Genomic DNA, 25,735 nt, shown 5'->3' on the forward strand with positions numbered 1-25,735 from the left:
CACCGGCCACTCCGTCGCTGAGGTTTCACAAGGTCCGTTTGCCTCGTTAGCTGTACAGCAAGGGGCGTGCCGTATAGCGCTCTACCAGGCGCTGCAATACCCATGTGGGAGCGGGCTTGCCCGCGATTGCGGTGTATCAGCAGAATAATTTCTGGCTGAAAGAGCGCTATCGCGGGTAAGCCCGCTCCCACATTTGTCATGGGTTGTGTTCGATTTCAGGGCAAAACCGAAAAAACGATCGCAGACAGCGCAATCAACCCGATCAGCACCACAAACACATTCGACACCTGGCCCGAATACTGGCGCAGAGAGGGCACGCGGCGGATCGCGTACATCGGCATCAGGAACAACAGGCACGCGATGATCGGCCCGCCCAGGGTTTCGATCATGCCCAGGATGCTTGGGTTGAAGGTCGCCACGGCCCAGCATGTCAGCACCATGAACAGCGCGGTGCAGCGTTCCAGCCCTTTGGATGACATCGAACGGTTACGCCCACGCAGGGATTTGACGATCAAACCCTGGAAACCTTCGCTGGCGCCGATGTAGTGGCCGAGAAAGGACTTGGTGATGGCCACCAGTGCGATCAACGGCGCGGCGTAAGCAATCACTGGCGTCTGGAAGTGGTTGGCGAGGTACGACAGGATCGAAATGTTCTGCGCCTTGGCGGCCGCCAGGTCTGCCGGCGACAGGGCCAGCACACAGCTGAAGCAGAAGAACATCACCGTCAGCACCATCATGCCGTGGGCGGTGGCGAGGATGCCGCTGCTTTTGCGTTCGGCCTGTGGGCCGTAGACGCGCTTCTGGTCGACGGCAAAGGCGGAAATGATCGGCGAATGGTTGAAGGAGAACACCATCACCGGGATCGCCAGCCACAGCGTCTTGAAGAACAGCGGCAACGGCATGCCTTCACTGGCGGAAGCGAAGAACGCGCCGTTCCAGTTGGGGATCAGGCTCACGGCCAGCAACAGCAAGGCGGCGACAAAGGGGTACACCAGCACGCTCATGGCTTTGACGATCACGCCCTGGCCGCAGCGCACAATGGCCATCAGGCCGAGGATCAGCACCAGCGACAGGATCGCCCGAGGCGGCGGGGCCAAGTGCAGTTGGTGTTCCATGAAGCTGCTCAGGGTGTTGGTCAGCGCCACGCTGTACACCAGCAGGATCGGGAAAATCGCGAAAAAGTACAGCAGCGTGATCAGCTTGCCCGCGCCGACGCCGAAGTGTTCTTCGACCACTTCGGTGATGTCACCGGATTTGCCCGACAGCACAAAGCGCGTCAGCCCACGGTGAGCGAAAAAGGTCATCGGGAAGGCCAGCAACGCCAGCACGATCAGCGGCCAGAAGCCGCCAACGCCGGCGTTGATCGGCAGGAACAAGGTGCCGGCGCCAATGGCGGTGCCGTAGAGGCCGAGCATCCAGGTGGTGTCGTGTTTGGTCCAGCCGGTGGTGACAGTGTTGTCTAAAGCGTTATCTACAGCAACAGCAGGGTTTTCAGCGGCAGGTGTACGTACATCAGTCATCGATATTGCCTCGTTATTATTTTTGCGCGGGCTCACGTAGGGGACGGGTAAAAGTGCTCCGATCAGCACTCCACCCAGCTGACCGCCAGGCCGCCCCGTGAAGTTTCTTTGTATTTGTCATGCATATCGGCGCCGGTATCGCGCATGGTGCGGATCACCCGGTCGAGGGAAATAAAGTGTTTGCCGTCACCGCGCAGGGCCATTTGCGTGGCGTTGATCGCCTTGACGGCCGCGATGGCGTTGCGCTCGATGCACGGTACCTGCACCAGGCCGCCGACCGGGTCGCAGGTCAGGCCGAGGTTGTGTTCCAGGCCGATTTCGGCAGCGTTTTCCAATTGCTCTGGCGTGGCGCCGAGGATGTCGGCCAAGCCGGCGGCGGCCATGGCACAAGCTGAGCCCACTTCGCCCTGGCAGCCGACTTCGGCGCCGGAGATCGAAGCGTTCTTCTTGCAGAGAATGCCCACGGCGGCAGCCGCCAGGAAGAAATTGACCACATCGTCATCCGACGCATCGGCGTTGAACTTCATGTAGTAATGCAGCACGGCCGGGATAATCCCTGCTGCGCCATTGGTCGGCGCGGTGACCATGCGCCCGCCGGCGGCGTTTTCTTCGTTGACGGCGAGGGCGAACAGGTTGACCCATTCCATCGCCGACAAAGTGGAGGTGATCACGTTGGGTTTGCCGATTTCCAGCAGGCTGCGATGCAATTTCGCCGCCCGGCGCGGTACATCCAAACCGCCTGGCAAGATGCCTTCATCGCGCAGGCCTTGCTCCACGCATTCACGCATTACCGACCAGATATGCAGCAAGCCGCTGCGGATTTCTTCGTCGCAGCGCCACGCGCGTTCATTGGCCATCATCAACTCGGAAACCCGCAGGCCGTGCTTGTTGCACAAGGCCAGCAGTTCGACGGCGCTGGAAAAGTCGTAGGGCAATTCGACGTCGCTGGCAGGCGCGATGCCCGAGGCGGCTTCGGCCGCTTCGATGATGAAACCGCCGCCCACCGAGTAATAGGTTTGCTCGCTCAGCAGGCCGTTTTCGCCATAGGCGTGCAGGGACATGGCGTTGGGGTGGTAAGGCAGACTTTCGTCGAGCAGCAGGAGGTCGGTGTGCCAGTTGAAGGCAATCTCCTGTTTGCCGGCAAGCAGCAATCGACCGGATTCGCGCAACTGCTGAATGCGTGCATTGATCGACGTGGGGTCGACCTTGTCTGGCCATTCGCCCATCAACCCCATCACGCTGGCGCGGTCGGTGGCGTGGCCTACGCCTGTGGCGGACAGCGAGCCGTACAGGCGCACTTCGATACGTCGCGTATCGGCCAGCAATTGCTGGTCGGTCAGGGCTTGGGCGAAGGTCGCCGCTGCGCGCATCGGGCCGACGGTATGGGAGCTGGACGGGCCGATGCCCACTTTGAATAGATCGAAAACACTGATAGCCATGCTAAAGCCTTACAAGCAATGGAGTAGAAATCGCTGCCATGTTTTGTAGAGCAGGCGGAATTGGCGCGATACTGAGCCTCTGGATCGGCACTGACCAACGAATTATCCTAAGACACCCTTTAGCAGGACTAAACGCTATGACTCGCCCTCTCCATGGCCAGACCTATGTCTGGCTGCACGTGTTTTCCTGCGCCGCGCGGCATTTATCGTTTACCCGTTGCGCCGAAGAACTGCACATCACGCCGGGGGCGGTGAGCCAACAAATTCGCCAGTTGGAAGAGCGCTTGGGCTTTCGACTGTTTCATCGGCGTGCCCGTGGCGTGGAGCTGAGTGCCGAGGGGCAAAGGCTGGCGGCGACCGTGGGCGAGGCCTACGGCAGTATTGATGCGGAATTGCAGCGGCTGGACGCGGGGATGATCAGCGGCACTTTGCGCTTGCGCTCGATCCCGTCGTTTCTCGGCAAGTGGCTGACTCCGCGTTTGCCGCGTTTGCAGCAGCGCTTCCCGGATATCCAGCTGCGCATGGTCGCCGAAGACAGCAGCATCGCCTTGCACGAGGGCGACTTCGACCTCGCCATCGACTTGAACGACGGCAGCTACCCCGGCCTGTTATCCACAGCCCTGCTCGATGAACAGATCTTTCCGGTGTGCGCGCCGAGCCTGCTGCGCGGGAGGCCGCCGTTGCATGGCCCGGCGGACCTGGTGCATTTTCCGCTGTTGCACGACATCACCGCCTGGCGTGGGAGTTATGAATACGCCGAGTGGGAGTTTTACCTGAATGCTATCGGCTACCACGACGCCGACGTGCGCCGTGGCCACACCTTCAACCGCAACCACCTGACCATCGAGGCCGCCATCGCCGGTATGGGCGTGGCGATTGCGCGGCGCACCTTGCTTAACGATGAACTGGAGCGCGGCACCTTGATCGTGCCCTTCGGCCTGGCCGTGCCCAACCACAAACGTTATGTGTTGCTGTATGCGCCGGGCGCGTTGAGCCATCCCGGTGTGCGTGCGGTGCATGACTGGCTGGTAGAGGAAGCGGGGATTTTTCGCGGATTGCACCCGTTGGGAGAGGGGCAATTATAAGGTTCGCTGGGCGTAAGAACATGTAACTAACTCCCCACCCTAACAGCGTTTATGCTCGTAGTCAGGGTTAATTTGTAATGTGGGATTTATCTTTGCAAAGGGGTTGAAATGTTCTGCGCAGTGCTCAATTGTGTAATCAAGAGGTCATGGTTTCACCACCCCGGTGTCGCAGTTGTGACCTCTCGCGAGCTAGCTGAAATAAGGGAAGAACTATGCAAATCCAAGTCAATAGCGATAACCATATTGAAAGCAGCATCCGACTGGAGGAGTGGGTACGAACTACCATTGAGAGCACGCTCGAACGTTATGAAGAAGACCTGACCCGCGTTGAGGTCTACCTGAAGGATGAGAATGGCGATAAGCCCGGCCCCCACGATCTGAGTTGCCGTCTGGAAGCACGGCCAAAGGGCCATCAACCACTGTCGGTACTGCACAAGGCCGATACGCTGGAACAGGCGATCGATGGCGCCGCCACCAAGCTTGAGCATGCGCTGGAGCATCTGTACGGCAAACTGCGCGGCAAACCACGCGCCGCAGGGCAGAGCTTGCCGGATACCAAGGCCGACGAGGCCGAGTTGGAAGAGGAATTTCTGGAAAACGAACAGGCTGCGCTTAACAGCTGATAGCTGAGTGTTTTTTCAACCCCAATAAAACGGGCCTGCATCTGCAGGCCCGTTTTCGTTCAGGGGCGCTGCTGGAAAAAGTACCGGCTCAAGATCGCCAGCCCACACGCACCCAACCCCGCAAACAGCATGGCCCAGCCGGCGCCGTGGCGCAGCGCGGCCTGGGCGTCTGAAGGCGCCAGTACCAGCGCGTCCAGTTTGCCCGCCGCAATGTTCTGGCTGATAGCCGGCCAATCCAACGCCGTGGTGGCAGGCAGCAGGCTGGAAAGGTGATGGCCAATGCCCAGCAGCAGCACCAGCCCCATCAAGGCGATGTTGAGCGCCAGCGTGATCAGCCGCGCGCTGAGGTCGATACCCGAGGCCATGCCTGCGCGGTCGGCCGAGACGGCTCCGGTGGTGGTGTTGGTGGTCGGTGAGTTGGTCAGCGCCAGTCCCACGCCCGCTAACACGCAACTGAACAGTACCCAGACGATACTCGGCTGCTGCGCGCCATTGACTGCCGCCATGGTGATAAACCCTGCACCCATCAAACCCAGGCCCAGCGGGATAATACGTTCGGCGCCGTAGCGCAGGGCCAGGCGTTCCGCCAGCGGCGGCACCAGCAAGGTTGGCAGCGTATAAGCCAGCAAGGCCGCGCCGGTGGTCAGCGTGTCGTAGCCCAGGCCGGCCTGGAAGTAGAGTGGCAGGTAGATCATGAAGGGCCAGAAACTGAAATTCATGCCGATCGAACCCATCAGCGCGCCATTGAAACGCTGGATGCGGAACACCGAAAAATCGAACATCGGGTGCGCGCTGCGTCGCTCAACAGAGATGAACAGCAGCAGCCCGACCAGCGACAAACCGGCCCAGCCGAGCATCGCCGGGCTGCCGAAGCCGTTTTCGCTGCCCTGAGTAATGAAATACACCAAGGCGAACACCGACAGCGTCAAGGTCAGCATGCCGGCGATATCCAGCCGATGGCCGGCCGGGTCGCGGGATTCCTGCACGCTGATGCGCAGCAGCAGCAAGGTCAGCAGCGTGAGCGGCACATGCACCAGGAACACCCAGCGCCAGTCCGCGACCGCCAGAATCAACGCGCCGACCATCGGCCCGAAGCCCAGGCCCACGCCTGCGATCACGCCCCATATCGCGAAGGCCCGCGCGCGCGCCGCCGGTTCGCGGAACTGGTGCGACAGAATGGCGAACTGGCAGATCATCATCGCCCCGGCGCCTATGCCTTGAACAAAGCGCGCCGCGATCAGTGTGGAAGCATCATTGGCCAGCCCGCAGGCCAGCGAAGCCAATCCAAACAGCCACAGGCACAACACCAGCATGCGCCGCCGTCCAAAGCGGTCGGCCAACGTACCCGCCGCCATCAAGACGCTGGTGCAGGCCAGGGTGTAGGCGTTCATGATCCATTGCGAATCCTGAAAACCGCTGCCCAGTTGCTGTTCCAGGGTTGGCAGGATGACCGGCACACTGGAGATCTCCAGCCCGAACATCAGTGCCACAAGGCACACGGCGGTGAGTGCCAGGCCATCTCTGGCGGTGCGCGGGGCACTGACGGCGGATACGGCGGCGGCGGGCGGCATGGGATATTCCTTTTACTTGAGAGAGAGCGCTATTCTCGCGGGAGCAGAATTCTTTATTCGTGATAAGTTTTCCTTTGATAAGGGAATTAAGGGCGACAATTAAGCATGGCCACTCCGCGTTTTGATGGTGTTGAGCTCTTTCTGCAAGTCGTCGAGAGCGGCAACCTGACCGAGGCTGCCGAACGACTGAACCTTACGCGTTCGGCCGTGGGTAAAGGCCTTGCGCGCCTGGAAGCACGCTTGGGCACTCGCCTGTTGCAGCGCTCCACCCGCCGCCAGCGTCTGACTGAAGATGGGCAGGCGTACTACGAACATTGTTTGCGTGCGCTGGCAGAGCTGGAAGCTGCCGAATCGGTGCTGGAGAGCGGGCGGCAGCAGCCACGCGGGCGTTTAAGGGCGAGCTTGCCTTTGGCTTTCGGCCATCATTACGCAGCGCCAGCGTTGTGGGGGTTGATGGACCGTTACCCGGCGTTGGAGATCGAGATCTCGTTCTCTGACCGGTTGATCGATCTCGCACAGGAAGGCTTCGACGTGGCCGTGCGTATTGGTCCGCTGCCGGACACTGACCGCCTGAGTGCGCGTCGCCTGGGCGAACAATCGGTTGGCCTGGCTGCTTCGCCAGCCTATTTGCAGCGGGTCGGGCCAATCAACGCTATCGACGACCTCGCCGCACACCGAGGCATTGCCTACCGCTGCAATACCTCGCAGCGCCCCGGTGTGCCTTCGCTGTTGATGCTCGACGACCTCCAGGCCGTGGCCGATGCCGCGATTGCGGGCGTGGGCCTGGCCTGGTTGCCGAGCTGGTTGATTGCGCATTACGTGCTGCGCGGGCAACTGGAAGCGGTACTGCCGAACCACCGCGACCAGCCTGCGCCAATCCACGTGATCTGGCCGACGGCCGCACACATGCCCGCCAAGACGCGCTGTGCCATTGACGCCTTGGTGGCGGGCACCCCGAGTTGCCTGGCAGGCAGTTAGAGTCGGCCAACGTAGCTCTAAACGACAAAGCCGATCCCCTGTGGGAGCTGTCGAGCTTTAGCGAGGCTGCGAAAGCGGTGGGTCAGGCAGCTAATATTTCGCCAGTGCCGCCGCCTTCGCAGCCTCGCCGGGGCTCGACAGCTCCCACATTGGATCTTTGTTGCTGGGGGGATTTGTGTTTGGCGCGATGTTCCTGCGAACCGAGGCCTGACCAACACAGCCGATCCCCTGTGGGAGCTGTCGAGCTTTAGCGAGGCTGCGAAAGCGGTGGGTCAGGCAACTTATATCTCGCCTGTGCCGCCGCCTTCGCAGCCTCGCCGGGGCTCGACAGCTCCCACATTGGATCTTTGTTGCTGGGGGGATTTGTGTTTGGCGCGATGTTCCTGCGAACCGAAACCTCACTAACACAGCCGATCCCCTGTGGGAGCTGTCGAGCCCCAGCGAGGCTGCGAAAGCGGTGGGTCAGGCAACTTATATCTCGCCAGTGCCGCCGCCTTCGCAGCCTCGCTGGGGCTCGACAGCTCCCACAGTTGAGCTTTGTTGCTGGGGGGATGTGTGTTTGGCGCGATGTTCCTGCGAACCGAACCTCACTAACACAGCCGATCCCCTGTGGGAGCTGTCGAGCTTTAGCGAGGCTGCGAAAGCGGTGGGTCAGGCAGCTTATATCTCGCCTGTGCCGCCGCCTTCGCAGCCTCGCCGGTGCCTAAAACGCGATGGAGGTCTGCACGTACACCGTGCGCGGTTCCCCCACGTATTTGCCTTTGTTGTTGTCGTCGAACGAGCGCGTGAAGTACTGCTTGTTGAAGATGTTTTTCACACCGACCGCCACGTTCAAATCCGACAGTTGCGGGCCGAAGTCATACGCCGCGCGGCTGCTGAACAGCATGTAGCCAGGGATGCGTCCGTTGGCGCCGTCGGCGGTTTCCGCCTGGGTGTTGGCGTTGTCGGCGAACTGGCTGCTTTGGTAGCTGCTGTCGAGGTTGAGCTTCCAGCGGCCCTCGGTATAACCCACGCCCAGGGTGCCTTTGTGCTTGGACGAGAAGGGCACGCGGTTGCCTTTGTTTGGGCCGTCTTCGCGGATGGTCGCGTCCACATAGGCGTAGGTGGCGTACACGTCAAAGCCCGCAAGCGCCGGGCTCAAGCCGTCGAGGGCGTAGTTGATGCTCGACTCGATACCCTGGTGGCGCGTTTCGCCACGGGCGATCACGGTGTCGTTGGTCTGGTTGCTGTCGTACTGGTTGTCGAAGTTGATCAGGAACGCGCCGATTTCCGCACGCAGGCTGCCGTTGTCGTAGCGCGTGCCGAGTTCCCAGGTGCGGGCTTTTTCCGGTTTCACTTCGCCGCTGCTCACGCGGTTGGGCATCTGGCTGTATTGCACGCTGCCGAACGAACCTTCGGTGTTGGCGTAGAGGTTCCAGTCTTCGGTGACGTGATAGAGCACATTCAACGCCGGCAGCGCGGTGTTGTAATCGCCTTTGTATTTGACGTTGCTCAGGTTGTTGGTCTGCTGGGATTCGATCATCTCGTAGCGCACGCCCGGCGTGATGGTCCACTTGCCGATATCAATACGGTCATCGATGAAGAACGCGTTGGCTTCGGTGGCGCCACGGGTGTCGCGGTCGTTGCGGCTGTTGGTGTTGGGCAGTTGCTGGTTGGCGCTGATCGGCGTGCGGTAGCGCATCTCGTGGCCGGCTTCGCTGATATAGCGGTAGCCGACGCCCACTTCATGGCTGGTGGGGCCAAGATCGAACCCTTGGGCGAAGCGTGTTTCCAGGCCGCGTACCCAGTATTCGCGCGGGGACAAGGACAGGAAGTTGCCCTGGTCCAGGTAGCCATTACGCAAGGTGGTGGTGAAGAAAGTGTTGGCGGTAAATTCGCGGCGGTCTTCCTGGTAGCGGTAGCCGGCGTTGAACATGGTGCGGCGGCCCCAGAACTTGTCGTAAGGGCGGGTGGACTGGTACGGGTCAGCCTTGTAGTCCTTGACGTTCAAACCGCCGGGCATATCGGCCTGGCCTTCGTAGTACTGCGCCATGGCGTTGAAGCTGTTGGCGTCGTCCAGCTGGTATTTGCCCTTGAGGATCAGGTCGTCGATGCGCGTGTTGCTGTTTTCGCGCCAGTCGCCGCCGCGGGTGCCGGAGTACAGGATTGCGCCACCCAGGCCATTGTCGGCAGTGCCGCCAGCCAGCAGGTTGCCGGTGGTCTTGAAGCCGTCATGGCTGGAGGACGGGCTGGTCTCGGTCTGCAAACCGCCTTTGACGGTCGGTGCATCCGGAATTGCGCGGGTCACGAAGTTGACAATGCCGCCGACGTTCTGCGGGCCGTAGCGCACGGCACCGCCGCCACGAACCACGTCTACTGCGTCCATGTTGCCCATGCTGATCGGCGCGAAAGACAACTGCGGCTGGCCATAGGGCGCGAACGGCACCGGAATGCCGTCCATCAACACGGTGGAACGCGAGGCCAGGCGTGGGTTGAGGCCGCGAATACCAAAGTTCAGCGCCATGTCATGGCTGCCGGTGCCGTTGTTTTCCGGGGCGTTGACGCCGGGGATGCGGTTGAGCACATCGCGGGCCTGGGTGGCGCCTTGGCGTTCGAATTCTTCGCGGCGGATCACGTCACGGGCGCCAGGGTGCTCGAACACATTGGTTTGCGCCGCGTCGCCAAGCCAGTCGCCGACCACACTGGAGGTTTGCAGCTCCACGGTCGCAGGCGCACTGGCCGGTTGCAGGCTGTAGGCCTTGTCACCCTCGGCGCGGGCTTGCAGGCCCGTGCCTTCCAGCAATTTTTGCAGGCCTTCGTCGGCGCTGTAATTGCCCGACAAACCACGGCTCTGCAGGCCGGCTGTGACTTGGGAACCGAACGAAATCAGCACGCCAGCTTCGCGACCAAATTGATTCAGCGCCGCTTCCAGCGAGGCCGGTGCGATGTGATACGGCTTGGCCTCGGCCGCCATCACCTGAGGCAGTACGGTGAAACTGAGGCTGGCGCCGAGTAACAGTTGGCGCAAGGTGCGGGCGAGAAGGGTCGGCTGCTGGGGCATGACGTGCGGTCCTGAGAAGGAAGGATCAAGGTGGCTTTCCTTCTCTGTCACGCGAGGTGTGGAAAACGGCTCACTGTTATCGAAAAAAATTTCAGGCGCGTGCCTGGACCGTCACCCAGTAACGGGTAAAACGCCGCACTTTGACCGGCAGGCTGACTTCCAGCAGGTCGAGAATGCGCTCGCTGTCGGCCAATGGATAACTGCCGGACAACAGCAGGTTCGCCACTTGCGGGTCACAGTTGAGCTGGCCCCGGCGATAACGGCCAACCTCGGTAAGGAAATCTTCCAGGCGCATATGCGCCGCCACCAGCATGCCGTCGGCCCACGCGCCGCTGTTGGCGTCGGTCGGGCGCGGTGTGTCCCAGCCTTTGCGAGTGAAATTGACCTGGCGCGCGGCCTCGACCGTCAACGGCAAACCGCTGTAGTTGTTGGGCATCACCTCGACGTGGCCGTCGAACACCGCCAGTTGGGTATGGTCGTTGAACTGGCGCACGTTCAGCCGGGCGGCCTGGCTGCTGAGCAAACCCTGGCCGGTGAGTACGCGCAGTGGCGTATCGCCTGCGCGTGCAGTCAACAGGATCTCGCCTTCGAGCACACGGATCAGGCGCTGCTGCCGATCAAAATGCACATCCACCGCACTGCCGGTATTGAGCTGCAACTGGCTGCCATCGGCCAACTGCACCTTGCGACGCTCGCCGATAGGGCTGCGGTAGTCGGCGCTCAGCGGCGGCAAAATATGCTGTTGGCGCAAGCCCCAGGCGGCCGCCGAACCCACGCCGAGAATCAGCAACAGCTTCAGCGCCTGGCGGCGGCTGCTCGATTGCGGCGTGTTCAGCGCCGCGTGAGCGAGAGGCGAGGGCATGCCCCGCAGGCGCTGGTTGACGCGCTGGATATGGTCCCACGCGCGCTGATGTTCACTGTGGGCATTCAGCCAGTGCTGCCACGCCGCTTGCTGACGTGGGCTAAGCGCGCCTTGCTGCATTTCCATCAGCCAGTGCACCGCCTGTTCGGCCACTTGCGTGGAAAAGTTCATAGGGCGAAGTAGCAGCGCATCGCTGCTTTATTCAGGTGGCGCTTGACCGTGGCGATGGAGATGCCCAGTTCGGCGCCGATTTGTGCGTAGGTCAGGCCGTCGAGCTGGGCCAGCAGGAAGGCGCGCTTGACCTGCACGGGCAGGCCGTCGAGCAGTTGGTCCAGCTCCACCAGGGTTTGCAGGATGATGGCGCGCTCTTCTTCCGAGGGCGCCACGTGTTCGGGGATCTGCGCGAGGGCGTCAAGGTAAGCGCGTTCCAGGTCCTGGCGGCGGTAGAAGTTGCACAGCACGCGCTTGGCTATGGTGGTGAGGAAGGCGCGTGGTTCGATCAGCGTGGGGGCTTCGCGGGCGCTGAGCACACGGATAAAGGTGTCTTGCGCCAGGTCCGCCGCGCTTTGCGGGCAGCCGAGCTTGCGTCGCAACCAGCCGGTAAGCCAGAGGTGATGGTCGTGGTACAGGACTTCGACGGTGTTGGGCGGCTGCAACGCGTTCACTCCGAAAGTATCAATGTACTTTAGAGAACAAGAATTGTTCGCATTGTAAGGGGCGTGATACGCATTCGGCAATCCATGCGGGCAGGTGATTCATCCGTTCTCTTTTGCTTATGAGAATATTTATCATTAATATTGCGCGCTGATGAATCTGGCGTCTCCCGCATGAAAAGCAAACCCTCACTGCCCGTCACCTACCGCCTCGCCGTCACTTCGCGTGCGCTGGCTGCCGTGGTCGGCGGCTATCTGATGGCGTCCCTGGCCGCCGTGTGCCTGGCGCTGTGGATGCCCACCTCGCGCGCCGATGCGGTCATCACCGGGATGATGAGTTCGTTTGTGTTCTATCTGCTGGCCGTTATCTGGTGCTTCGCTTGCCGCACAGCCTCGCGCGCCTGGTTTGGCGTGATGCTGCCCAGCGCGTTGTTTGCCACCCTGGCGGGCGTGGGTTTTTGGATGGCACGCACATGAAAGAGGGCTTTCGCCAGGCGATGGCCTGGTTGCACACCTGGGCCGGCCTGATCTTCGGCTGGCTGCTGTTTGCGATATTCCTGACCGGCACCCTGGCCTATTTCAAGGACGAAATTACCCACTGGATGCAGCCCGAAGTGCAGGCGTATCCCTTGGACGAAGCGCGCAGCCTTGCCGCTGCGCAAACCTATCTGCAGCAACAGGCGCCCAACGCCGCGCGCTGGTTTATCACTCTGCCCAACAGCCGTGACCCTGGCCTGTCGGTGATGTGGCAAGACAAGATTGACCCCGGCAAACGCGGCAACTTCATCCAGAAAGTCCTCGATCCCGTCACTGCTGAACCCGTTCAGGCCCGAGAAAGCATGGGCGGCGATTTTTTCTACCGCTTCCACTTCCAGCTGCAAATGCCTTACCCGTGGGGCCGCTGGCTGTCGACCATCGCCGCCATGGTGATGTTCGTCGCGCTGATCACCGGAATCATCACCCACAAGAAAATCTTCAAGGACTTCTTCACCTTCCGCCCACGCAAGGGCCAGCGCTCCTGGCTCGACGGGCATAACGCGGTGGGTGTGCTGGTGCTGCCGTTTCACCTGATGATCACCTACAGCAGCCTGGTAATCTTCATGAGCATGGTGATGCCCGCGCCGATCCTCGCCTCGTACGGCAACGACAGCCGCGCGTTCTTTAATGAAGTGTTCCCCAATACTGACAATGCACCGGCACTCGGCCAGCCGGGCAAGTTGCTGCCGTTATGGCCACTGTACGAGCAGGCGCGCACGCAATGGGCCGGTGGGCATGTGGGCCGATTGGTGGTCAACAACCCTGGCGATGTGAATGCGTCGGTGAATGTGGTGCGCGCCGGCTCCGACCGCGTGGTGCATGACTTTGGCAGCAGCGTGTCATTCAACGGCACCACCGGCGAGTTGCTGCGGGTCAGTGGCGAGCAATCGCTGCCGGCGGCGATTGGTGGCAGTTTCTATGGCCTGCACATGGGCCATTTCGCCGGCCCGGTGCTGCGCTGGCTGTACTTTATCTGTGGCCTGGCGGGCACGGCGATGATCGGCACCGGCCTGGTGATCTGGCTGGGCAAGCGCCAGCTCAAGCACGCTAAAACCGGCGTAATGCCGTTTGAACTGCGGCTGGTGGAAGTGCTCAACATCGCCAGCATGTCTGGCTTGATGATCGCCATCGCGGCGTTTTTCTGGGCCAACCGCCTGTTGCCGGTGAGCTTCGCCGAACGTTCCGATTGGGAAATACAAACCTTCTTTATCGTCTGGGGCCTGAGCTTGCTACATGCTGTATGGCGCCGTGGTCGCCAGGCTTGGGTCGAGCAACTGAGCTTCGCTGCGCTGCTGTTTGTGGCGATTCCACTGCTCAACGCGCTGACCACCTCACAGCACTTGGGCACGTCATTGGCCAAGGGTGACTGGGCCATGGCCGGCTTCGACCTGACCTGCCTGGCCAGCGGCCTGTTCCTCACCTGGGCGGCGTGGAAGATGCAGCACCGAACGCAACCCAAGGCCGAACGCGTGCGGTCAATCACACTAAAGCAGGAGGCGCACTGAATGCTGCTCGCGCTGTTGATGTGTTACGCCGGGTTTACCGCGTTGTGCCTGGCCACCGACCGCCATCACGGCGAGTTGCTGCACAGCAAGCCATCGCCCGCGCGGCGTTCAAGCCTGCGCATGGCCGGTTGGTTGTTGCTGGGCGTGTCGATCTGGCCCGCCGTCGCCGCTTCAGGCTGGGCCCAAGGGTTGGTGGAGTGGTGCGCGGTGTTGATGCTCAGCGCGCTGCTGCTGGTGTTGCTGTTGCCGTATCGACCAAGGCTGGCCTTGATCCTGGCGGGCGTCGGCCTGCTGGCCAGCCCTGTCGCGGCCTTCGCCTTAATCTGAGCCTGTGATGATGATCAGCACGCCACCCGAATCCCAGGACAGCCCGCACACCGATGCGGCCGGTGGGCGTGCGCATTTTTTGCAGGTGTTTTTGTCCCAGCGTTCGCAAATGGAAGCCCTGGTCAGCCGCCGGGTGGGGTGTCGCGCCACGGCGGCTGATTTGGTACAGGATCTATTCCTGCGCTTCTGGCGCCGCCCGCTGGTGCAGGTCGAAGAGCTCAGCACTTACTTGCTGCGTTGCGCCGGCAACATCGCCATTGACCACTTGCGCAGCGAAGGCGCCCGTGTGCGCAGCAGCGAAGGCTGGCTGCCGGAGCAGCAGGACAATCAGGGCTCAGAACCCCAGGCAGCGCTCGAAGCGGGCAATGATCTGCGCCATGTCGAAGCCGCCTTGCGCAGCCTGCCGGAGCGCACACGGCAGATTTTTTTGCTCAACCGCATCCACGGCCGCAAGTACGCAGAAATCGCCAGGGCCATGGGCTTGTCCCAAAGCGCCGTGGAAAAACATATGATGCGTGCCCTTGAAGCCTGCAAGGCCAGCCTTCGCGAACCATTGCCCCCACGCACGCCAGGGAAAGCACCGTGAACGTCACCCCCACGCCCGCCCAGGAACAGGCCGCGCTCGACTGGCTGAGCCTGTTGCACGACCAGCCCAGCAGTGGCGACCAGGCCACGTTCAGCCGCTGGTTGCGGGCCGATCCTGCCCACGTCGAGGCCTATTCCCAGGCCCAGGTGCTGTGGGAGTTGAGCGAAGTACCGGCGCGCACACTGGCAGGCGAAGACGCCCTGGCCTTGCAGGGTTACCTCAATGCGATGAACAGCTCGAAACGTTCGCGCACCCTGCGCTGGTCTGGCGCCTTGGCCATGGCCGCGTGCCTGCTGGTGATGGTGTCGATGGGCGCCGGTTGGCAGCCGTCGCGTTGGGTGGATGATTTGGGCGCCGATTACGTGACCGCGCCGGGTGAGGTGAAGACCGTGACCCTGGCCGACCAGTCCCAAGTGACCCTGGATGCCGACAGCGCCATCGCCGTGGATTTCAGCCACGGTGAGCGGCATATCCAGCTGCGTCGCGGTGCCGGTTTTTTCAGCGTGACCCACACCGGCCAGTCCTTTGTGGTCGAGGCCGGCAGCGGCGAAGCACGGGTGTTGGGCACACAGTTCGAAGTGCGCCTGCAACCGGCTGGCGCGCAGGTGACGGTGTTGTCCGGTCGGGTTGGCGTGACGCCGTCCAGGCAAGGCCAGCAGCAGGTTCTGACGGCGGGCCAGCAAGTGGCTTACGCCGACGGTGTGGCCGAAGCGATACACGCGGTCGACAGTGAATCCCGCCTGGCCTGGCGTGACGGCTGGCTCAATTACTACAAGGCGCCGTTGGCTGACGTGGTCAAGGACCTGAGCCGTTACTATCCGGGGCGCATTCTGTTGCTGAACGACGAGATGGGCGCCAAGCGTGTCAGTGGCAGTTTTCCGAGCCAGGACCCAGTCGCGGTTTTGAATGCCCTGCAGGCGGTGCTGGGGTTTGAACAGCACTCGCTCTTGGGCCGCATGATTGTGTTGCGCTAGACACGATCGGTTTGCTGGCCACTGCCGTTTACAACTATTTTTCTCGCGATCATTTCCTGGCGACTGCTACAGGTCAGGTATCGCGCTGTCTGTAGATCCTTCACTTAACCTTCATCCTAATTGCCCAAACCTGTCACCAAACCGTTACACGCGCCAAGGATCATCCTCGGATTCCTGAGCAGGTGGTCAGGAAGACTGGCGTCGCCGTTCACCCGGTTCTGACAGCCAGTACCGCCCTCCATAACAACAGATAGATGCACGTAAGGGATCTACTTGTGAAGATCAACACACTCTCTGCCCTGCTTTTTGCATCGGGCCTAGGTAGCTTTGCGCCATTGGTTTTGGCAGACACCACGCAGGACGTTGGCTCGGTGGACATCGCCGGCAAACAGACCCTGGGCAACGGCCACATGATCCGCGAAGAAAGTGCCAAGGCGCGTTCGACGGTGACCAAGGAAGCCATGGACCAGATGTCGTCGACCGCCAACGCCATCGACAAGCTCAAATACACGCCGGGCATCAACGTTTCCAGTGATGACGCCAGTGGCACCAGTGGCACCAACTTCACCATGCGCGGCATGAACTCCGACCAGATCGGGGTTTCCGTCGATGGCGTGCCGATCAACGATTCGGGCAACTACAGCGTCTATTCCAACCAATTGGGCGACCCGGAAAACCTCGCGGAAGTGTTTGCGACCCAGGGTTCTTCTGAAGCCGACGGCCCGCACATCGGCTCCAGCGGCGGCAACATCGGCATGATCACCCTTCGGCCGACCAAAGAAGCCGGGGTGTTTGCCAAGCAGATCGTTGGCGCCAACGACTTGCGCAAGACCTTCGTGCGGGTCAATACCGGCGATTTCGGCGGTCTCAAGACCTGGGTCTCGGCCTCGCACCTGGAAGGCGACAAGTGGCGCGGCAAAGGCACGCTGCGCAGCGACAAGGTAGAGTGGAGCAGCCTGTTTGAAGACGGCAGCGGCAACTCCACATTGGCCACCATCAAGTACAACAACCAGGAAAACTACAACTACAACTCCTTGAGCAAGTCACAGTTCGACACCGACGGGCGGCGCAAGGACTACTCGGAAACCCCGGTGTACAAGTCCGGTTTGCTGTCGTCTTCCTACAAGCTCAACCGCAACCCCTTCGAAAGCGTCAACGCCACGCTCACCCAGCGCTGGCAGTTGCAGGACAACCTGGCGCTGACGGTCACGCCGTATTACTACTGGGCCAACGGTGGCAGCTTCAGCGGCCAGACCGCGTCGAACCTGGGGCCGAAGTCCGACAAGGCCGGCAACTACGACCTGAGCAACCTCAAATCGCTCAACTACTACCGTCCTTCATGGACCGAAACCTGGCGCCCGGGCGTCACCGCCAAAATGAAGTGGGACATCAACGAAGAACACAGCCTGGACTACGGCTACTGGTATGAGCGCGCACGCCAGCGCCAGAGCCAGCCGTTTATCGCCATCAACGGCGAAGGCGCACCCGATGATGTGTGGGGCGACTACAACGGCGGCGGCCAAGTGGTCGACAAGAACGGTGCGACGATACAAGGCCGTCATTACTACACCATCACACCGTCGCAAAAGCTCTGGGTGCAGGACAGCTGGCAAGCCACGCCAGACCTGAGTTTTGTCGGCGGTGTGGCCTACCAGTACGTCGAGCGCGACGGCAACAACCTGGGCAGCCTGTACGATAAACCGGAAAAACGTAACACCCGTTACCACCAGTTTCTGCCGAACTTCAGCGCCAAGTACCAGGTCGACGAGAGCAACCAGGCGTTCTACAACGTCACCCGCAACATGCGCACGCCGCCGAACTACGTGCTGTACAACAAGGGCGACTCCGTAAGCCTCAAGCCCGAGTTGAGCTGGAACCAGGAACTGGGCTGGCGCTTCACCGAAGACGATATTGCGCTGAGCGCGACGCTGTTCTACATCAGCTTCAAGGACCGCCAGTTGTCGACCACCGACCTCAACGGCGACTACGCGGTCATCAACGTCGGCAAAGTCGACAACAAAGGCCTGGAGCTGGAGTGGAGCGGGCTGTTGCCGCATCACTTCAACTACTACGCGTCCTACACCTACACCCAGTCAGAACAGAAAGACAATCTGCTCAGCAAGAACGTGTTGTTGCCCACCGCCGGCAAGCAGCTGGCCAACGTGCCGGAAAACATGTTCAACCTGGTGTTTGGCTACGACGACTCGCGTTTCTACGGCAACGTTGCGGGCAAATACGTCGGCAGTTTCTACGGCGATTTGACCAACGACGAAAAAATCGCCGGGCGCACGGTGGTGGACCTGAATGCCGGTATCTACTTGCCGGTGGACAAGAAGGTCATCAAGTCGGCGACCCTGCGGCTGTCGATGCTTAACGTGTTCGACAAGGAATACCTGAGCTCGGCGCGCACCGTGTCGTTCAACTCGGCGCCGGTAAACGGCCTGGCGCCGAGTACGGCGTATTACAACGTGGGCGAGGAGCGCACGGCGATGGTGTCGTTGGAAGCCAACTTCTAAAGACGCAGCAGAACTGAATGTGGGAGCGGCTTATGTGGGAGCTGGCTTGCCTGCGATGCAGGCAACTCGGTCTGTCAGTTACTGCGCGGTGATGCTATCGCAGGCAAGCCAGCTCCCACACAAGCCAGCTCTCCTACAAGCCAGCTCCCACACAAACGGGCTTCTGCAACGGCGGGGTTACTTCAAGGCAGCCATAATCGCTTCCGGGTTGTAGTCACGAATGAGCGTACCATTGACCTCCACAAACGGAATCCCGCCGCCGCCCAGCGCCTCGTACGCCTTGCGCGCCTGGGCATCTTTCTCGATATCGAACGCCTGGTACGGCACGCCTTTCTGGTCCAGAAAACGCCGTATCTGCTTGCAGTAGCCGCACCACTCGGTGGAGTAGAGCACCACGCGCGCCGAGGCGCGTACCTGCTCCGAAACCACCTGCGAGGGGTTGAACAGCCGCTCGATCTTGCCCCAGTTCTGGATGACTACCACCACCAGCAACACCAACAGGACTTTCTTGAGTACCCCGCCCAGCATCAGTTACGGCGCTTGAGCTGGTCGGTCAGTTGGGTGGGCAGGCCCTTGATGATCAAGGTGCCGGCGGCTTCGTCGTATTCGATCTTGTCGCCCAGCAGGTGCGCTTCAAAGCTGATGGACAGGCCTTCGGCGCGGCCGGTGAAGCGGCGGAACTGGTTGAGGGTGCGTTTGTCGGCCGGAATTTCCGGTGACAGGCCGTAATCCTTGTTGCGGATATGGTCGTAGAACGCTTTTGGCCGATCTTCATCGATCAAGCCCGACAGTTCTTCCAGGCCCATCGGCTCGCCAAGCTTGGCCTGGCTGCTGGCGTAGTCAACCAGGGTTTTGGTCTTTTCGCGGGCGGACTCGTCCGGCAGGTCTTCGCTCTCAACAAAGTCACTGAAGGCCTTGAGCAGGGTGCGGGTCTCGCCCGGGCCGTCGACGCCTTCCTGGCAGCCAATAAATTCGCGGAAGTACTCCGAGACCTTCTTGCCGTTCTTGCCCTTGATAAACGAGATGTACTGCTTGGACTGCTTGTTGTTCTGCCACTCGGAGACGTTGATGCGCGCCGCCAGGTGCAACTGGCCCAGATCCAGGTGGCGCGACGGGGTCACGTCCAGCTCATCGGTCACTGCCACGCCTTCGCTGTGGTGTAGCAGGGCGATGGCCAGGTAATCGGTCATGCCTTGTTGATAGTGGGCAAACAGCACGTGGCCGCCGGTGGAGAGGTTGGACTCCTCCATCAGCTTTTGCAGGTGCTCGACCGCCGTGCGGCTGAAGGTGGTGAAATCCTGGCCACCGTCGAAATACTCCTTCAACCAGCCGCTGAACGGGTGCGCGCCGGACTCGGCATGGAAGAAACCCCAGGCCTTGCCTTGTTTGGCGTTGTAGCTCTCGTTGAGGTCGGCCAGCATGTTCTCGATGGCGGCGGATTCGGACAGCTCCGAATCGCGGGCATGCAGAACTGCAGGTGTGCCGTCGGGTTTTTTGTCGATCAGGTGAACAATGCAATGACGGATCGGCATAGGCTTCTCGGCTGGTTGACGGGGAGCGGTGGGCCTCCCCAAAAAGTCGCCCAGTGTACCGCACCCATTGGTCAAGACGCGCCTGCAAGGCGGTTTTGGACGACCTCCGACGGCCCATATGCCTTTTTTTCACGGTTTAGAGCGATAAAGCTGACCAAATGGGTATGTTGAGGCGGATATTTCCCCGTCTCTGTGCTAGTTTTGCCCCGTCTTACGCCAAGTCTCGGCGTTAAGCGTGCATTCAGCATCTGTCAGGTCGAACCAATCCCCGTTTCAAGCATCTATAACCCCGATCTCCGTGGTTATGGCCGGGGGTGCCGGGCCATGACGGTCGGGCTCGACGGCTGACACTGCACTCTGCAATCCATATGAATTTGATAGGGAAGGAACACCACAATGGCTATTACTAAAGACCAACTGATCGCTGACCTGGCTGAAGCAGTAGACGCACCGAAAACTACCGTGCGCGCTCTGCTGGACCAACTGAGCCAAGTTGTTGCTGATCAGCTGGAAAACGGCGGCGAAATCACTCTGCCAGGCGTTGGCAAACTGAAAGTGACCGAGCGTCCAGCCCGTACTGGCCGTAACCCTTCGACTGGCGCTGCCATCGAAATCGCTGCCAAGAAAGTTATCAAGCTGGTTGTGGCCAAAGGCCTGACCGACGCTGTTAACAAGTAAGACGCAGCAAAAAAAACCGTGCCTCGGAGCGATCCGGGCACGGTTTTTTGTTGCCTGCGATTTGTGATGTGCTTTGTGTGGCGAGGGAGCTTGCTCCCGCTGGACCGGGCTGGCGCTCCAGTGCGAAGCGCTCCCAAGATTTTTGGGCCGCTACGCACCCAGCGAGAGCAAGCTCCCTCGCCACAGGTTTAGTCGCGAACCCAGCGCTGGCGCCAGATCTGCTGCTCGTTCTTGGTCTGGAAGGTCCAGGCCACAAAACGGCTTTGCTTCTGGCCCTGGGACATCTCCACCACCTGGCTTTCCAGCACGCCGGCTTTTTTCAGGGCTGTCTCGATCGCGGGCAAATTCGACGCTTTTGACACCAGTGTGCTGAACCACAGCACCTTGTGGGCAAAGTGCGCGCTCTCGGCGATCAGCTGCGTCACAAAACGCGCTTCGCCGCCTTCACACCACAGCTCCGCCGATTGACCGCCGAAGTTCAGCACCGGCAGCTTGCGCTTGGGATCGGCCTTGCCCAGGGCGCGCCATTTGCGCTCGCTGCCCTTGGTGGCTTCGTCCATGGACGCGTGGAAGGGCGGGTTGCACATGGTCAGGTCAAAGCGCTCACCCGGCTCCAGCAAGCCCAGCAGGATCTGTTTGGGGTTGGGTTGCTGGCGCAACTGGATGACCTTGCTCAGGTCATTGGACTGCACGATGGCCTTGGCGGCGGCCACAGCGATTGGGTCGACCTCGGAGCCGAGGAAATTCCAGCGGTACTCCATATAGCCGATCAGCGGATAGACGCAGTTGGCGCCCATGCCGATGTCCAGCACCTTGACGATAGAGCCGCGCGGAATCTTGCCGTCGTTGACGCTGGCCAGCAGGTCGGCGAGGAAGTGCACATAGTCGGCACGCCCCGGTACCGGCGGGCACAGGTAATCCTGCGGGATATCCCAATGCTGGATGCCATAGAACGACTTGAGCAGTGCCCGGTTGAACACCCGCACCGCGTCCGGGCTGGCGAAGTCGATGCTCTCTTTGCCATACGGGTTGATGATCACGAATTTCGCCAGTTCCGGCGTGGTCTTGATCAGCGCCGGGAAGTCGTAACGGCCTGTGTGGCGGTTGCGCGGGTGCAAGGTAGCCTCTTTGCGCGGCGCGACGGGCTTGGCCGGGGCGACGGTTTTAGGCTTCTTGCGCGGAGGTTTGGGTGTGCTGGGGGCGGTCATGTTGATTCTGGTGTGGGCTCAAAGTGGTGGGTATTGTCACACATCCTGAGGCCAACTCGTTCAAATGTGGGAGCTGGCTTGCCTGCGATGGCATCAGCTCGGTCTGGCAGGTAGACCGAGTGGCCTGCATCGCAGGCAAGCCAGCTCCCACAAAGAGCAAAAAAAAGAGACCCGAAGGTCTCTTTTTTACACGGTTTTCAGCTTACAGACTGGAAATCCGCGCATGTTGCTCGGCCAGCTTGCCCAAAGCCTGTTCCGCTTCAGCCAACTTGGCACGCTCCTTATCGATCACCTCAGCCGGCGCCTTGTCGACAAACGCCGCATTAGACAGCTTGCCGCCCACTCGCTGCACTTCCCCTTGCAGGCGTGCGATTTCCTTGTCGAGACGGGCCAGTTCCGCGCCCTTGTCGATCAGGCCGGCCATTGGCACCAGCACTTCCATGTCGCCGACCAATGCAGTCGCCGACAAAGGCGCATCTTCGCCAGCCGCCAATACAGTGATCGACTCCAGCTTCGCCAGCTTCTTGAGCAGCGCATCGTTCTCGGTGAGGCGACGCTGATCTTCGGCACTGGCGTTCTTCACAAACACTGCCAACGGCTTGCCCGGCCCGATGTTCATCTCGGCACGGATATTACGCGTGCCCATCATCAGGGTCTTGAGCCATTCGATATCACTTTCGGCGGCCTCATCGATGCGCGCTTCATTGGCCACCGGCCAAGGTTGCAGCATGATGGTCTTGCCTTCGATACCGGCCAGCGGCGCGATGCGCTGCCAGATCTCTTCGGTGATGAACGGCATGAACGGGTGCGCCAGGCGCAGCGCCACTTCGAGTACGCGCACCAGGGTGCGGCGGGTGCCGCGCTGGCGTTCGATCGGCGAGTTTTCGTCCCACAGCACGGGCTTGGACAGTTCCAGGTACCAGTCGCAATACTGGTTCCAGATGAACTCGTACAAGGCCTGGGCGGCCAGGTCGAAACGGAACTGGTCGAGTTGGCGGGTTACTTCGGCTTCGGTGCGCTGCAACTGCGAGATGATCCAGCGATCCGCCAGGCTCAGCTCAACGGCTTCGCCGTTCTGGCCGCAGTCTTCGCCTTTGTCCAGCACGTAGCGCGCGGCGTTCCAGATCTTGTTGCAGAAGTTGCGGTAGCCTTCGACGCGGCCCATGTCGAACTTGATGTCGCGACCGGTGGACGCCAGCGAGCAGAAGGTGAAGCGCAGGGCGTCGGTGCCGTAGCTGGCGATGCCGTCGGCGAACTCGTCGCGGGTCTGCTTCTCGATCTTCTTGGCCAACTTTGGCTGCATCAGGCCCGAGGTGCGTTTCTGCACCAGGGTTTCCAGGTCGATGCCGTCGATGATGTCCAGCGGGTCCAGGACGTTGCCCTTGGACTTGGACATCTTCTGGCCCTGGCCATCACGTACCAGGCCGTGCACGTACACGGTCTTGAACGGTACTTGCGGCGTGCCGTCTTCGTTCTTCACCAAGTGCATGGTGAGCATGATCATCCGGGCAACCCAGAAGAAAATGATATCGAACCCGGTAACCAGCACATCGGTGGAGTGGAATTTCTTCAGGAACTCGGTCTGCTGTGGCCAGCCCAGGGTCGAGAAGGTCCACAGGCCCGAGCTGAACCAGGTGTCGAGTACGTCGTTGTCCTGTTGCAGGGCGATGTCTGCGCCGAGGTTGTGCTTGGCACGCACTTCGGCTTCATCGCGACCGACATAGACCTTGCCCGACTCGTCGTACCAGGCCGGAATGCGGTGGCCCCACCACAGTTGACGGCTGATGCACCAATCCTGGATGTCACGCATCCACGAGAAGTACATGTTTTCGTACTGTTTAGGCACGAACTGGATGCGGCCGTCTTCCACGGCAGCAATCGCAGGCTCGGCCAACGGCTTGGTGGACACGTACCACTGGTCGGTCAGCCACGGCTCGATCACGGTGCCGGAACGATCACCTTTCGGCACTTTGAGGCCGTGGTCGTCAACGCTTACCAGCAAACCGGCGGCGTCGAAGGCGGCCACGATCTGCTTGCGCGCTTCGAAACGGTCGAGGCCGGCGTATTCGGCCGGGATCTTGCCGTCGATGCTCTCGTTCAGCGTGCCGTCCAGGTTGAACACCTGGCAGGCCGGCAGTACGGCGGCGTTCTTGTCGAAAATGTTCAGCAACGGCAGGTTGTGGCGCTTGCCGACTTCGTAGTCGTTGAAATCGTGGGCCGGGGTGATTTTCACGCAGCCGGTGCCGAACTCAGGGTCGCAGTAGTCGTCCGCAATGATCGGGATACGACGGCCAACCAGCGGCAGCTCAACGAATTTGCCGATCAGCGCCTGGTAGCGCTCGTCGTTCGGGTTAACGGCAACGGCGGCGTCGCCGAGCATGGTTTCCGGACGGGTAGTGGCGACGATCAGGTAGTCGTTGCCCTCGGCGGTTTTGGCGCCATCGGCCAGCGGGTACTTGAGGTTCCACAGGAAGCCTTTCTCGTCGTGGTTTTCCACTTCGAGGTCGGAAATTGCCGTGTGCAACTTGGTGTCCCAGTTGACCAGGCGCTTGCCGCGGTAGATCAGGCCGTCTTCATGCAGGCGTACGAAGGCCTCTTTCACCGATTCCGACAGGCCGTCGTCCATGGTGAAGCGCTCGCGGCTCCAGTCCACAGACGAACCGAGGCGACGGATCTGACGGCTGATATTGCCGCCGGACTGGTCTTTCCATTCCCAGATTTTCTCCAGGAACTTCTCGCGACCCAGGTCGTGACGGTTCTGTCCGGTGGCTTCCAGCTGGCGCTCCACCAGCATTTGCGTGGCGATACCGGCGTGGTCGGTACCCGGTTGCCACAGGGTGTTGCGGCCCTGCATGCGGCGGAAACGGATCAACGCATCCATGATCGCATTATTGAAGCCATGGCCCATGTGCAGGCTGCCAGTGACGTTCGGTGGCGGAATCATGATGGTGTAGGACTCGCCGGCACCTTGTGGGGCGAAATAATTCTCGGACTCCCAGGTGTTGTACCAGGAAGTTTCAATGGCGTGCGGCTGGTAGGTCTTATCCATGCGCGGCGGGACCCTAGTTGGCATTAATTCAGGAAAGCCGACAAGTATAACGGGGGATAAGGCGCAGGGCGAGGCGAAGACGGGCTAGAGATGTATGTTGAGCAAATGTGGGAGCTGGCTTGCCTGCGATGGCGGTGTGGCAGTCGCCAAAGGGTTCGACTGAGAAACCGCCATCGCAGGCAAGCCAGCTCCCACAGGGATCTAAGTAAGGCTCAGGACTGGTATTGGCTTAATAGCCGCTCCATCCGCGCATCCATCCGCCGTTTGATCTCGGCTTCAATATGCGGGGCAAAGTCGTCGATCACATCCTGCATGATCAATTGCGCAGCGGCACGCAGTTCGTTGTCCAGGTGCAGCAGCAACGCGTCAGGCGCTTTTTCAGCGGTGGGTGCCGGTTCTGCAGCGGGTGCCGGCGCGACAGCCTCAGGTGCGGCAGGTTTGCCACCGACCATGTCGAACAACAGCGGAATCTGTACTTCGCTCTCGACCGAGTTGGTCAGCAGCGGCGGTTGCAACTCATCATCACCGAGCAATTGACGGATCGACTCCAGGTCGTCCAGCAAGTGGTCGTCTTTTTTCAGCGGGTTTGGAGTGTCCATCGTGTGCTCAAAGTCGTTGTAGCCGGTGATCTTGCAGAGGATAGCCCTGTTCGCGGTAGAAACGGAAACTCTCCCGCGCGGCCTGACGAATAGCAGGGTCTTCCACCACCACTTCCGCCACGCGGGCAAACGCCTTGGCAAAGGCCGGTACTTTCAGGTCCAGGTTGACAAGCAGGTCTTGGTGATCGCCGCAGCTGTCGCCTAAACCCAACACAATTTGGCCTTCGGGTTCGGACTCCGCAGGGCCGTGGGGCACGAAGCTTTCGCCCTTGAAGCGCCACAGGCGAGCGTCAAGGTCTTCACGCTGGGCGGCATCGCTGCAATGCAGGTAGATGCGGTGGCCCATGCGCCAGGCTTTTTCGGTGAGTTTGCAGGCAAAGTCCAGGCGCGCGGAGGGATCGGCGCTCGGCAATATATAGAAGTCGACTTGGGTCATTGCGGTTCCTGAGACCG

The 25,735-nt window shown here is 60.9% G+C and carries 22 protein-coding genes; 10 read left to right on the forward strand and 12 right to left on the reverse strand.

Annotated features, from left to right (window positions below; genetic code table 11):
- Window positions 1-215: 215 nt before the first annotated feature.
- Complete coding sequence (locus PSH96_RS05310) at window positions 216-1,520, reverse strand: serine/threonine transporter (protein WP_305457958.1); 1,305 nt, start codon at window positions 1,518-1,520, stop codon at window positions 216-218.
- Window positions 1,521-1,582: 62 nt separating this feature from the next.
- Complete coding sequence (locus PSH96_RS05315) at window positions 1,583-2,959, reverse strand: L-serine ammonia-lyase (RefSeq protein ID WP_305457960.1); 1,377 nt, start codon at window positions 2,957-2,959, stop codon at window positions 1,583-1,585.
- 137 nt (window positions 2,960-3,096) lie between these two features.
- Here PSH96_RS05315 and PSH96_RS05320 point away from each other — a divergent pair, with 137 nt between their 5' ends.
- Both PSH96_RS05320 and PSH96_RS05325 read left to right on the forward strand, forming a co-directional pair.
- Window positions 3,097-4,044, forward strand: a complete 948-nt coding sequence (locus tag PSH96_RS05320) for a LysR substrate-binding domain-containing protein (RefSeq protein WP_017135169.1) — start codon at window positions 3,097-3,099, stop codon at window positions 4,042-4,044.
- Between the two features lie 212 nt (window positions 4,045-4,256).
- Complete coding sequence (locus PSH96_RS05325) at window positions 4,257-4,667, forward strand: HPF/RaiA family ribosome-associated protein (RefSeq protein WP_017135168.1); 411 nt, start codon at window positions 4,257-4,259, stop codon at window positions 4,665-4,667.
- 59 nt (window positions 4,668-4,726) lie between these two features.
- On the opposite strand, the gene PSH96_RS05330 is transcribed toward PSH96_RS05325, so the two are convergent.
- Window positions 4,727-6,238 carry an MFS transporter gene (locus PSH96_RS05330; protein ID WP_305457963.1) on the reverse strand — a complete coding sequence of 504 codons (1,512 nt, stop codon included), beginning with the start codon at window positions 6,236-6,238 and terminating at the stop codon, window positions 4,727-4,729.
- Between the two features lie 105 nt (window positions 6,239-6,343).
- On the opposite strand from PSH96_RS05330, the gene PSH96_RS05335 reads away from it, so the two are divergent.
- Window positions 6,344-7,216 carry a LysR family transcriptional regulator gene (locus tag PSH96_RS05335; RefSeq protein ID WP_305457965.1) on the forward strand — a complete coding sequence of 291 codons (873 nt, stop codon included), beginning with the start codon at window positions 6,344-6,346 and terminating at the stop codon, window positions 7,214-7,216.
- 703 nt (window positions 7,217-7,919) lie between these two features.
- Here PSH96_RS05335 and fecA read toward each other — a convergent pair.
- From fecA to PSH96_RS05350, 3 genes are all read right to left on the reverse strand, one after another.
- Window positions 7,920-10,256, reverse strand: a complete 2,337-nt coding sequence (gene fecA, locus PSH96_RS05340) for a TonB-dependent Fe(3+) dicitrate receptor FecA (RefSeq protein WP_305457967.1) — start codon at window positions 10,254-10,256, stop codon at window positions 7,920-7,922.
- 91 nt (window positions 10,257-10,347) lie between these two features.
- Complete coding sequence (locus PSH96_RS05345) at window positions 10,348-11,289, reverse strand: FecR domain-containing protein (protein WP_305457969.1); 942 nt, start codon at window positions 11,287-11,289, stop codon at window positions 10,348-10,350.
- Entirely contained in the window at window positions 11,286-11,774 is a 489-nt protein-coding gene (locus PSH96_RS05350) for a sigma-70 family RNA polymerase sigma factor (RefSeq protein ID WP_305459991.1), read from the reverse strand. Before PSH96_RS05350 ends, PSH96_RS05345 begins: the two co-directional genes overlap by 4 nt.
- Window positions 11,775-11,945: 171 nt before the next feature.
- Between PSH96_RS05350 and PSH96_RS05355 the strand changes: the two genes are divergently transcribed.
- From PSH96_RS05355 to PSH96_RS05380, 6 genes are all read left to right on the forward strand, one after another.
- Complete coding sequence (locus PSH96_RS05355) at window positions 11,946-12,248, forward strand: DUF3649 domain-containing protein (protein WP_056858902.1); 303 nt, start codon at window positions 11,946-11,948, stop codon at window positions 12,246-12,248.
- Window positions 12,245-13,813, forward strand: coding sequence for a PepSY domain-containing protein (locus PSH96_RS05360; protein WP_305457971.1), 1,569 nt, complete (start codon window positions 12,245-12,247; stop codon window positions 13,811-13,813). Before PSH96_RS05355 ends, PSH96_RS05360 begins: the two co-directional genes overlap by 4 nt.
- Window positions 13,814-14,140: a DUF3325 domain-containing protein gene (locus PSH96_RS05365; RefSeq protein ID WP_305457973.1), complete on the forward strand. Its 327-nt coding sequence runs from the start codon at window positions 13,814-13,816 to the stop codon at window positions 14,138-14,140. It begins immediately after the preceding gene.
- Window positions 14,141-14,147: 7 nt separating this feature from the next.
- Window positions 14,148-14,726, forward strand: a complete 579-nt coding sequence (locus PSH96_RS05370; protein WP_056858899.1) for an RNA polymerase sigma factor — start codon at window positions 14,148-14,150, stop codon at window positions 14,724-14,726.
- A complete protein-coding gene (locus PSH96_RS05375) occupies window positions 14,723-15,700 on the forward strand; it encodes a FecR family protein (RefSeq protein WP_305457976.1) in 978 nt (325 codons plus the stop codon). The genes PSH96_RS05370 and PSH96_RS05375 overlap by 4 nt, the downstream gene beginning before the upstream one ends.
- 275 nt (window positions 15,701-15,975) lie before the next feature.
- Complete coding sequence (locus PSH96_RS05380) at window positions 15,976-18,216, forward strand: TonB-dependent receptor (protein WP_305457977.1); 2,241 nt, start codon at window positions 15,976-15,978, stop codon at window positions 18,214-18,216.
- A 177-nt stretch (window positions 18,217-18,393) separates the two neighbouring features.
- Here the strand turns inward: PSH96_RS05380 and PSH96_RS05385 are convergent, their stop codons facing one another.
- Both PSH96_RS05385 and yejK read right to left on the reverse strand, forming a co-directional pair.
- The gene (locus PSH96_RS05385; protein WP_305457979.1) at window positions 18,394-18,744 is read right to left on the reverse strand and encodes a glutaredoxin family protein; all 351 of its coding nucleotides are present in this window, start codon (window positions 18,742-18,744) and stop codon (window positions 18,394-18,396) included.
- Window positions 18,744-19,748, reverse strand: coding sequence for a nucleoid-associated protein YejK (yejK, locus tag PSH96_RS05390; protein WP_305457981.1), 1,005 nt, complete (start codon window positions 19,746-19,748; stop codon window positions 18,744-18,746). Before yejK ends, PSH96_RS05385 begins: the two co-directional genes overlap by 1 nt.
- Window positions 19,749-20,144: 396 nt before the next feature.
- Here yejK and PSH96_RS05395 point away from each other — a divergent pair, with 396 nt between their 5' ends.
- Window positions 20,145-20,426 carry an HU family DNA-binding protein gene (locus PSH96_RS05395; RefSeq protein WP_003188840.1) on the forward strand — a complete coding sequence of 94 codons (282 nt, stop codon included), beginning with the start codon at window positions 20,145-20,147 and terminating at the stop codon, window positions 20,424-20,426.
- Window positions 20,427-20,614: 188 nt separating this feature from the next.
- Here the strand turns inward: PSH96_RS05395 and rlmF are convergent, their stop codons facing one another.
- From rlmF to PSH96_RS05415, 4 genes are all read right to left on the reverse strand, one after another.
- The gene (rlmF, locus tag PSH96_RS05400) at window positions 20,615-21,634 is read right to left on the reverse strand and encodes a 23S rRNA (adenine(1618)-N(6))-methyltransferase RlmF (RefSeq protein ID WP_058419400.1); all 1,020 of its coding nucleotides are present in this window, start codon (window positions 21,632-21,634) and stop codon (window positions 20,615-20,617) included.
- A 202-nt stretch (window positions 21,635-21,836) separates the two neighbouring features.
- Complete coding sequence (locus PSH96_RS05405; RefSeq protein ID WP_305457984.1) at window positions 21,837-24,683, reverse strand: valine--tRNA ligase; 2,847 nt, start codon at window positions 24,681-24,683, stop codon at window positions 21,837-21,839.
- A gap of 212 nt (window positions 24,684-24,895) precedes the next feature.
- Entirely contained in the window at window positions 24,896-25,282 is a 387-nt protein-coding gene (locus PSH96_RS05410; protein ID WP_305457986.1) for a DNA polymerase III subunit chi, read from the reverse strand.
- 7 nt (window positions 25,283-25,289) lie between these two features.
- Complete coding sequence (locus tag PSH96_RS05415; RefSeq protein WP_305457988.1) at window positions 25,290-25,718, reverse strand: DNA polymerase III subunit chi; 429 nt, start codon at window positions 25,716-25,718, stop codon at window positions 25,290-25,292.
- Window positions 25,719-25,735 lie beyond the last annotated feature (17 nt).

The organism is Pseudomonas sp. FP2338 (genome assembly GCF_030687515.1).
Taxonomy (GTDB): Bacteria; Pseudomonadota; Gammaproteobacteria; order Pseudomonadales; family Pseudomonadaceae; genus Aquipseudomonas; species Aquipseudomonas salomonii.

What these genes read in the sequence shown, in the direction of transcription:
- PSH96_RS05310 (WP_305457958.1), bottom strand. Translation starts at nt 1,520, where the DNA reads ATGACTGATGTACGTACACCTGCCGCTGAAAACCCTGCTGTTGCTGTA.
- PSH96_RS05315 (WP_305457960.1), bottom strand. Translation starts at nt 2,959, where the DNA reads ATGGCTATCAGTGTTTTCGATCTATTCAAAGTGGGCATCGGCCCGTCC.
- PSH96_RS05320 (WP_017135169.1), top strand. Translation starts at nt 3,097, where the DNA reads ATGACTCGCCCTCTCCATGGCCAGACCTATGTCTGGCTGCACGTGTTT.
- PSH96_RS05325 (WP_017135168.1), top strand. Translation starts at nt 4,257, where the DNA reads ATGCAAATCCAAGTCAATAGCGATAACCATATTGAAAGCAGCATCCGA.
- PSH96_RS05330 (WP_305457963.1), bottom strand. Translation starts at nt 6,238, where the DNA reads ATGCCGCCCGCCGCCGCCGTATCCGCCGTCAGTGCCCCGCGCACCGCC.
- PSH96_RS05335 (WP_305457965.1), top strand. Translation starts at nt 6,344, where the DNA reads ATGGCCACTCCGCGTTTTGATGGTGTTGAGCTCTTTCTGCAAGTCGTC.
- fecA (WP_305457967.1), bottom strand. Translation starts at nt 10,256, where the DNA reads ATGCCCCAGCAGCCGACCCTTCTCGCCCGCACCTTGCGCCAACTGTTA.
- PSH96_RS05345 (WP_305457969.1), bottom strand. Translation starts at nt 11,289, where the DNA reads ATGAACTTTTCCACGCAAGTGGCCGAACAGGCGGTGCACTGGCTGATG.
- PSH96_RS05355 (WP_056858902.1), top strand. Translation starts at nt 11,946, where the DNA reads ATGAAAAGCAAACCCTCACTGCCCGTCACCTACCGCCTCGCCGTCACT.
- PSH96_RS05360 (WP_305457971.1), top strand. Translation starts at nt 12,245, where the DNA reads ATGAAAGAGGGCTTTCGCCAGGCGATGGCCTGGTTGCACACCTGGGCC.
- PSH96_RS05365 (WP_305457973.1), top strand. Translation starts at nt 13,814, where the DNA reads ATGCTGCTCGCGCTGTTGATGTGTTACGCCGGGTTTACCGCGTTGTGC.
- PSH96_RS05370 (WP_056858899.1), top strand. Translation starts at nt 14,148, where the DNA reads ATGATGATCAGCACGCCACCCGAATCCCAGGACAGCCCGCACACCGAT.
- PSH96_RS05385 (WP_305457979.1), bottom strand. Translation starts at nt 18,744, where the DNA reads ATGCTGGGCGGGGTACTCAAGAAAGTCCTGTTGGTGTTGCTGGTGGTG.
- yejK (WP_305457981.1), bottom strand. Translation starts at nt 19,748, where the DNA reads ATGCCGATCCGTCATTGCATTGTTCACCTGATCGACAAAAAACCCGAC.
- PSH96_RS05395 (WP_003188840.1), top strand. Translation starts at nt 20,145, where the DNA reads ATGGCTATTACTAAAGACCAACTGATCGCTGACCTGGCTGAAGCAGTA.
- rlmF (WP_058419400.1), bottom strand. Translation starts at nt 21,634, where the DNA reads ATGACCGCCCCCAGCACACCCAAACCTCCGCGCAAGAAGCCTAAAACC.
- PSH96_RS05405 (WP_305457984.1), bottom strand. Translation starts at nt 24,683, where the DNA reads ATGGATAAGACCTACCAGCCGCACGCCATTGAAACTTCCTGGTACAAC.
- PSH96_RS05410 (WP_305457986.1), bottom strand. Translation starts at nt 25,282, where the DNA reads ATGGACACTCCAAACCCGCTGAAAAAAGACGACCACTTGCTGGACGAC.
- PSH96_RS05415 (WP_305457988.1), bottom strand. Translation starts at nt 25,718, where the DNA reads ATGACCCAAGTCGACTTCTATATATTGCCGAGCGCCGATCCCTCCGCG.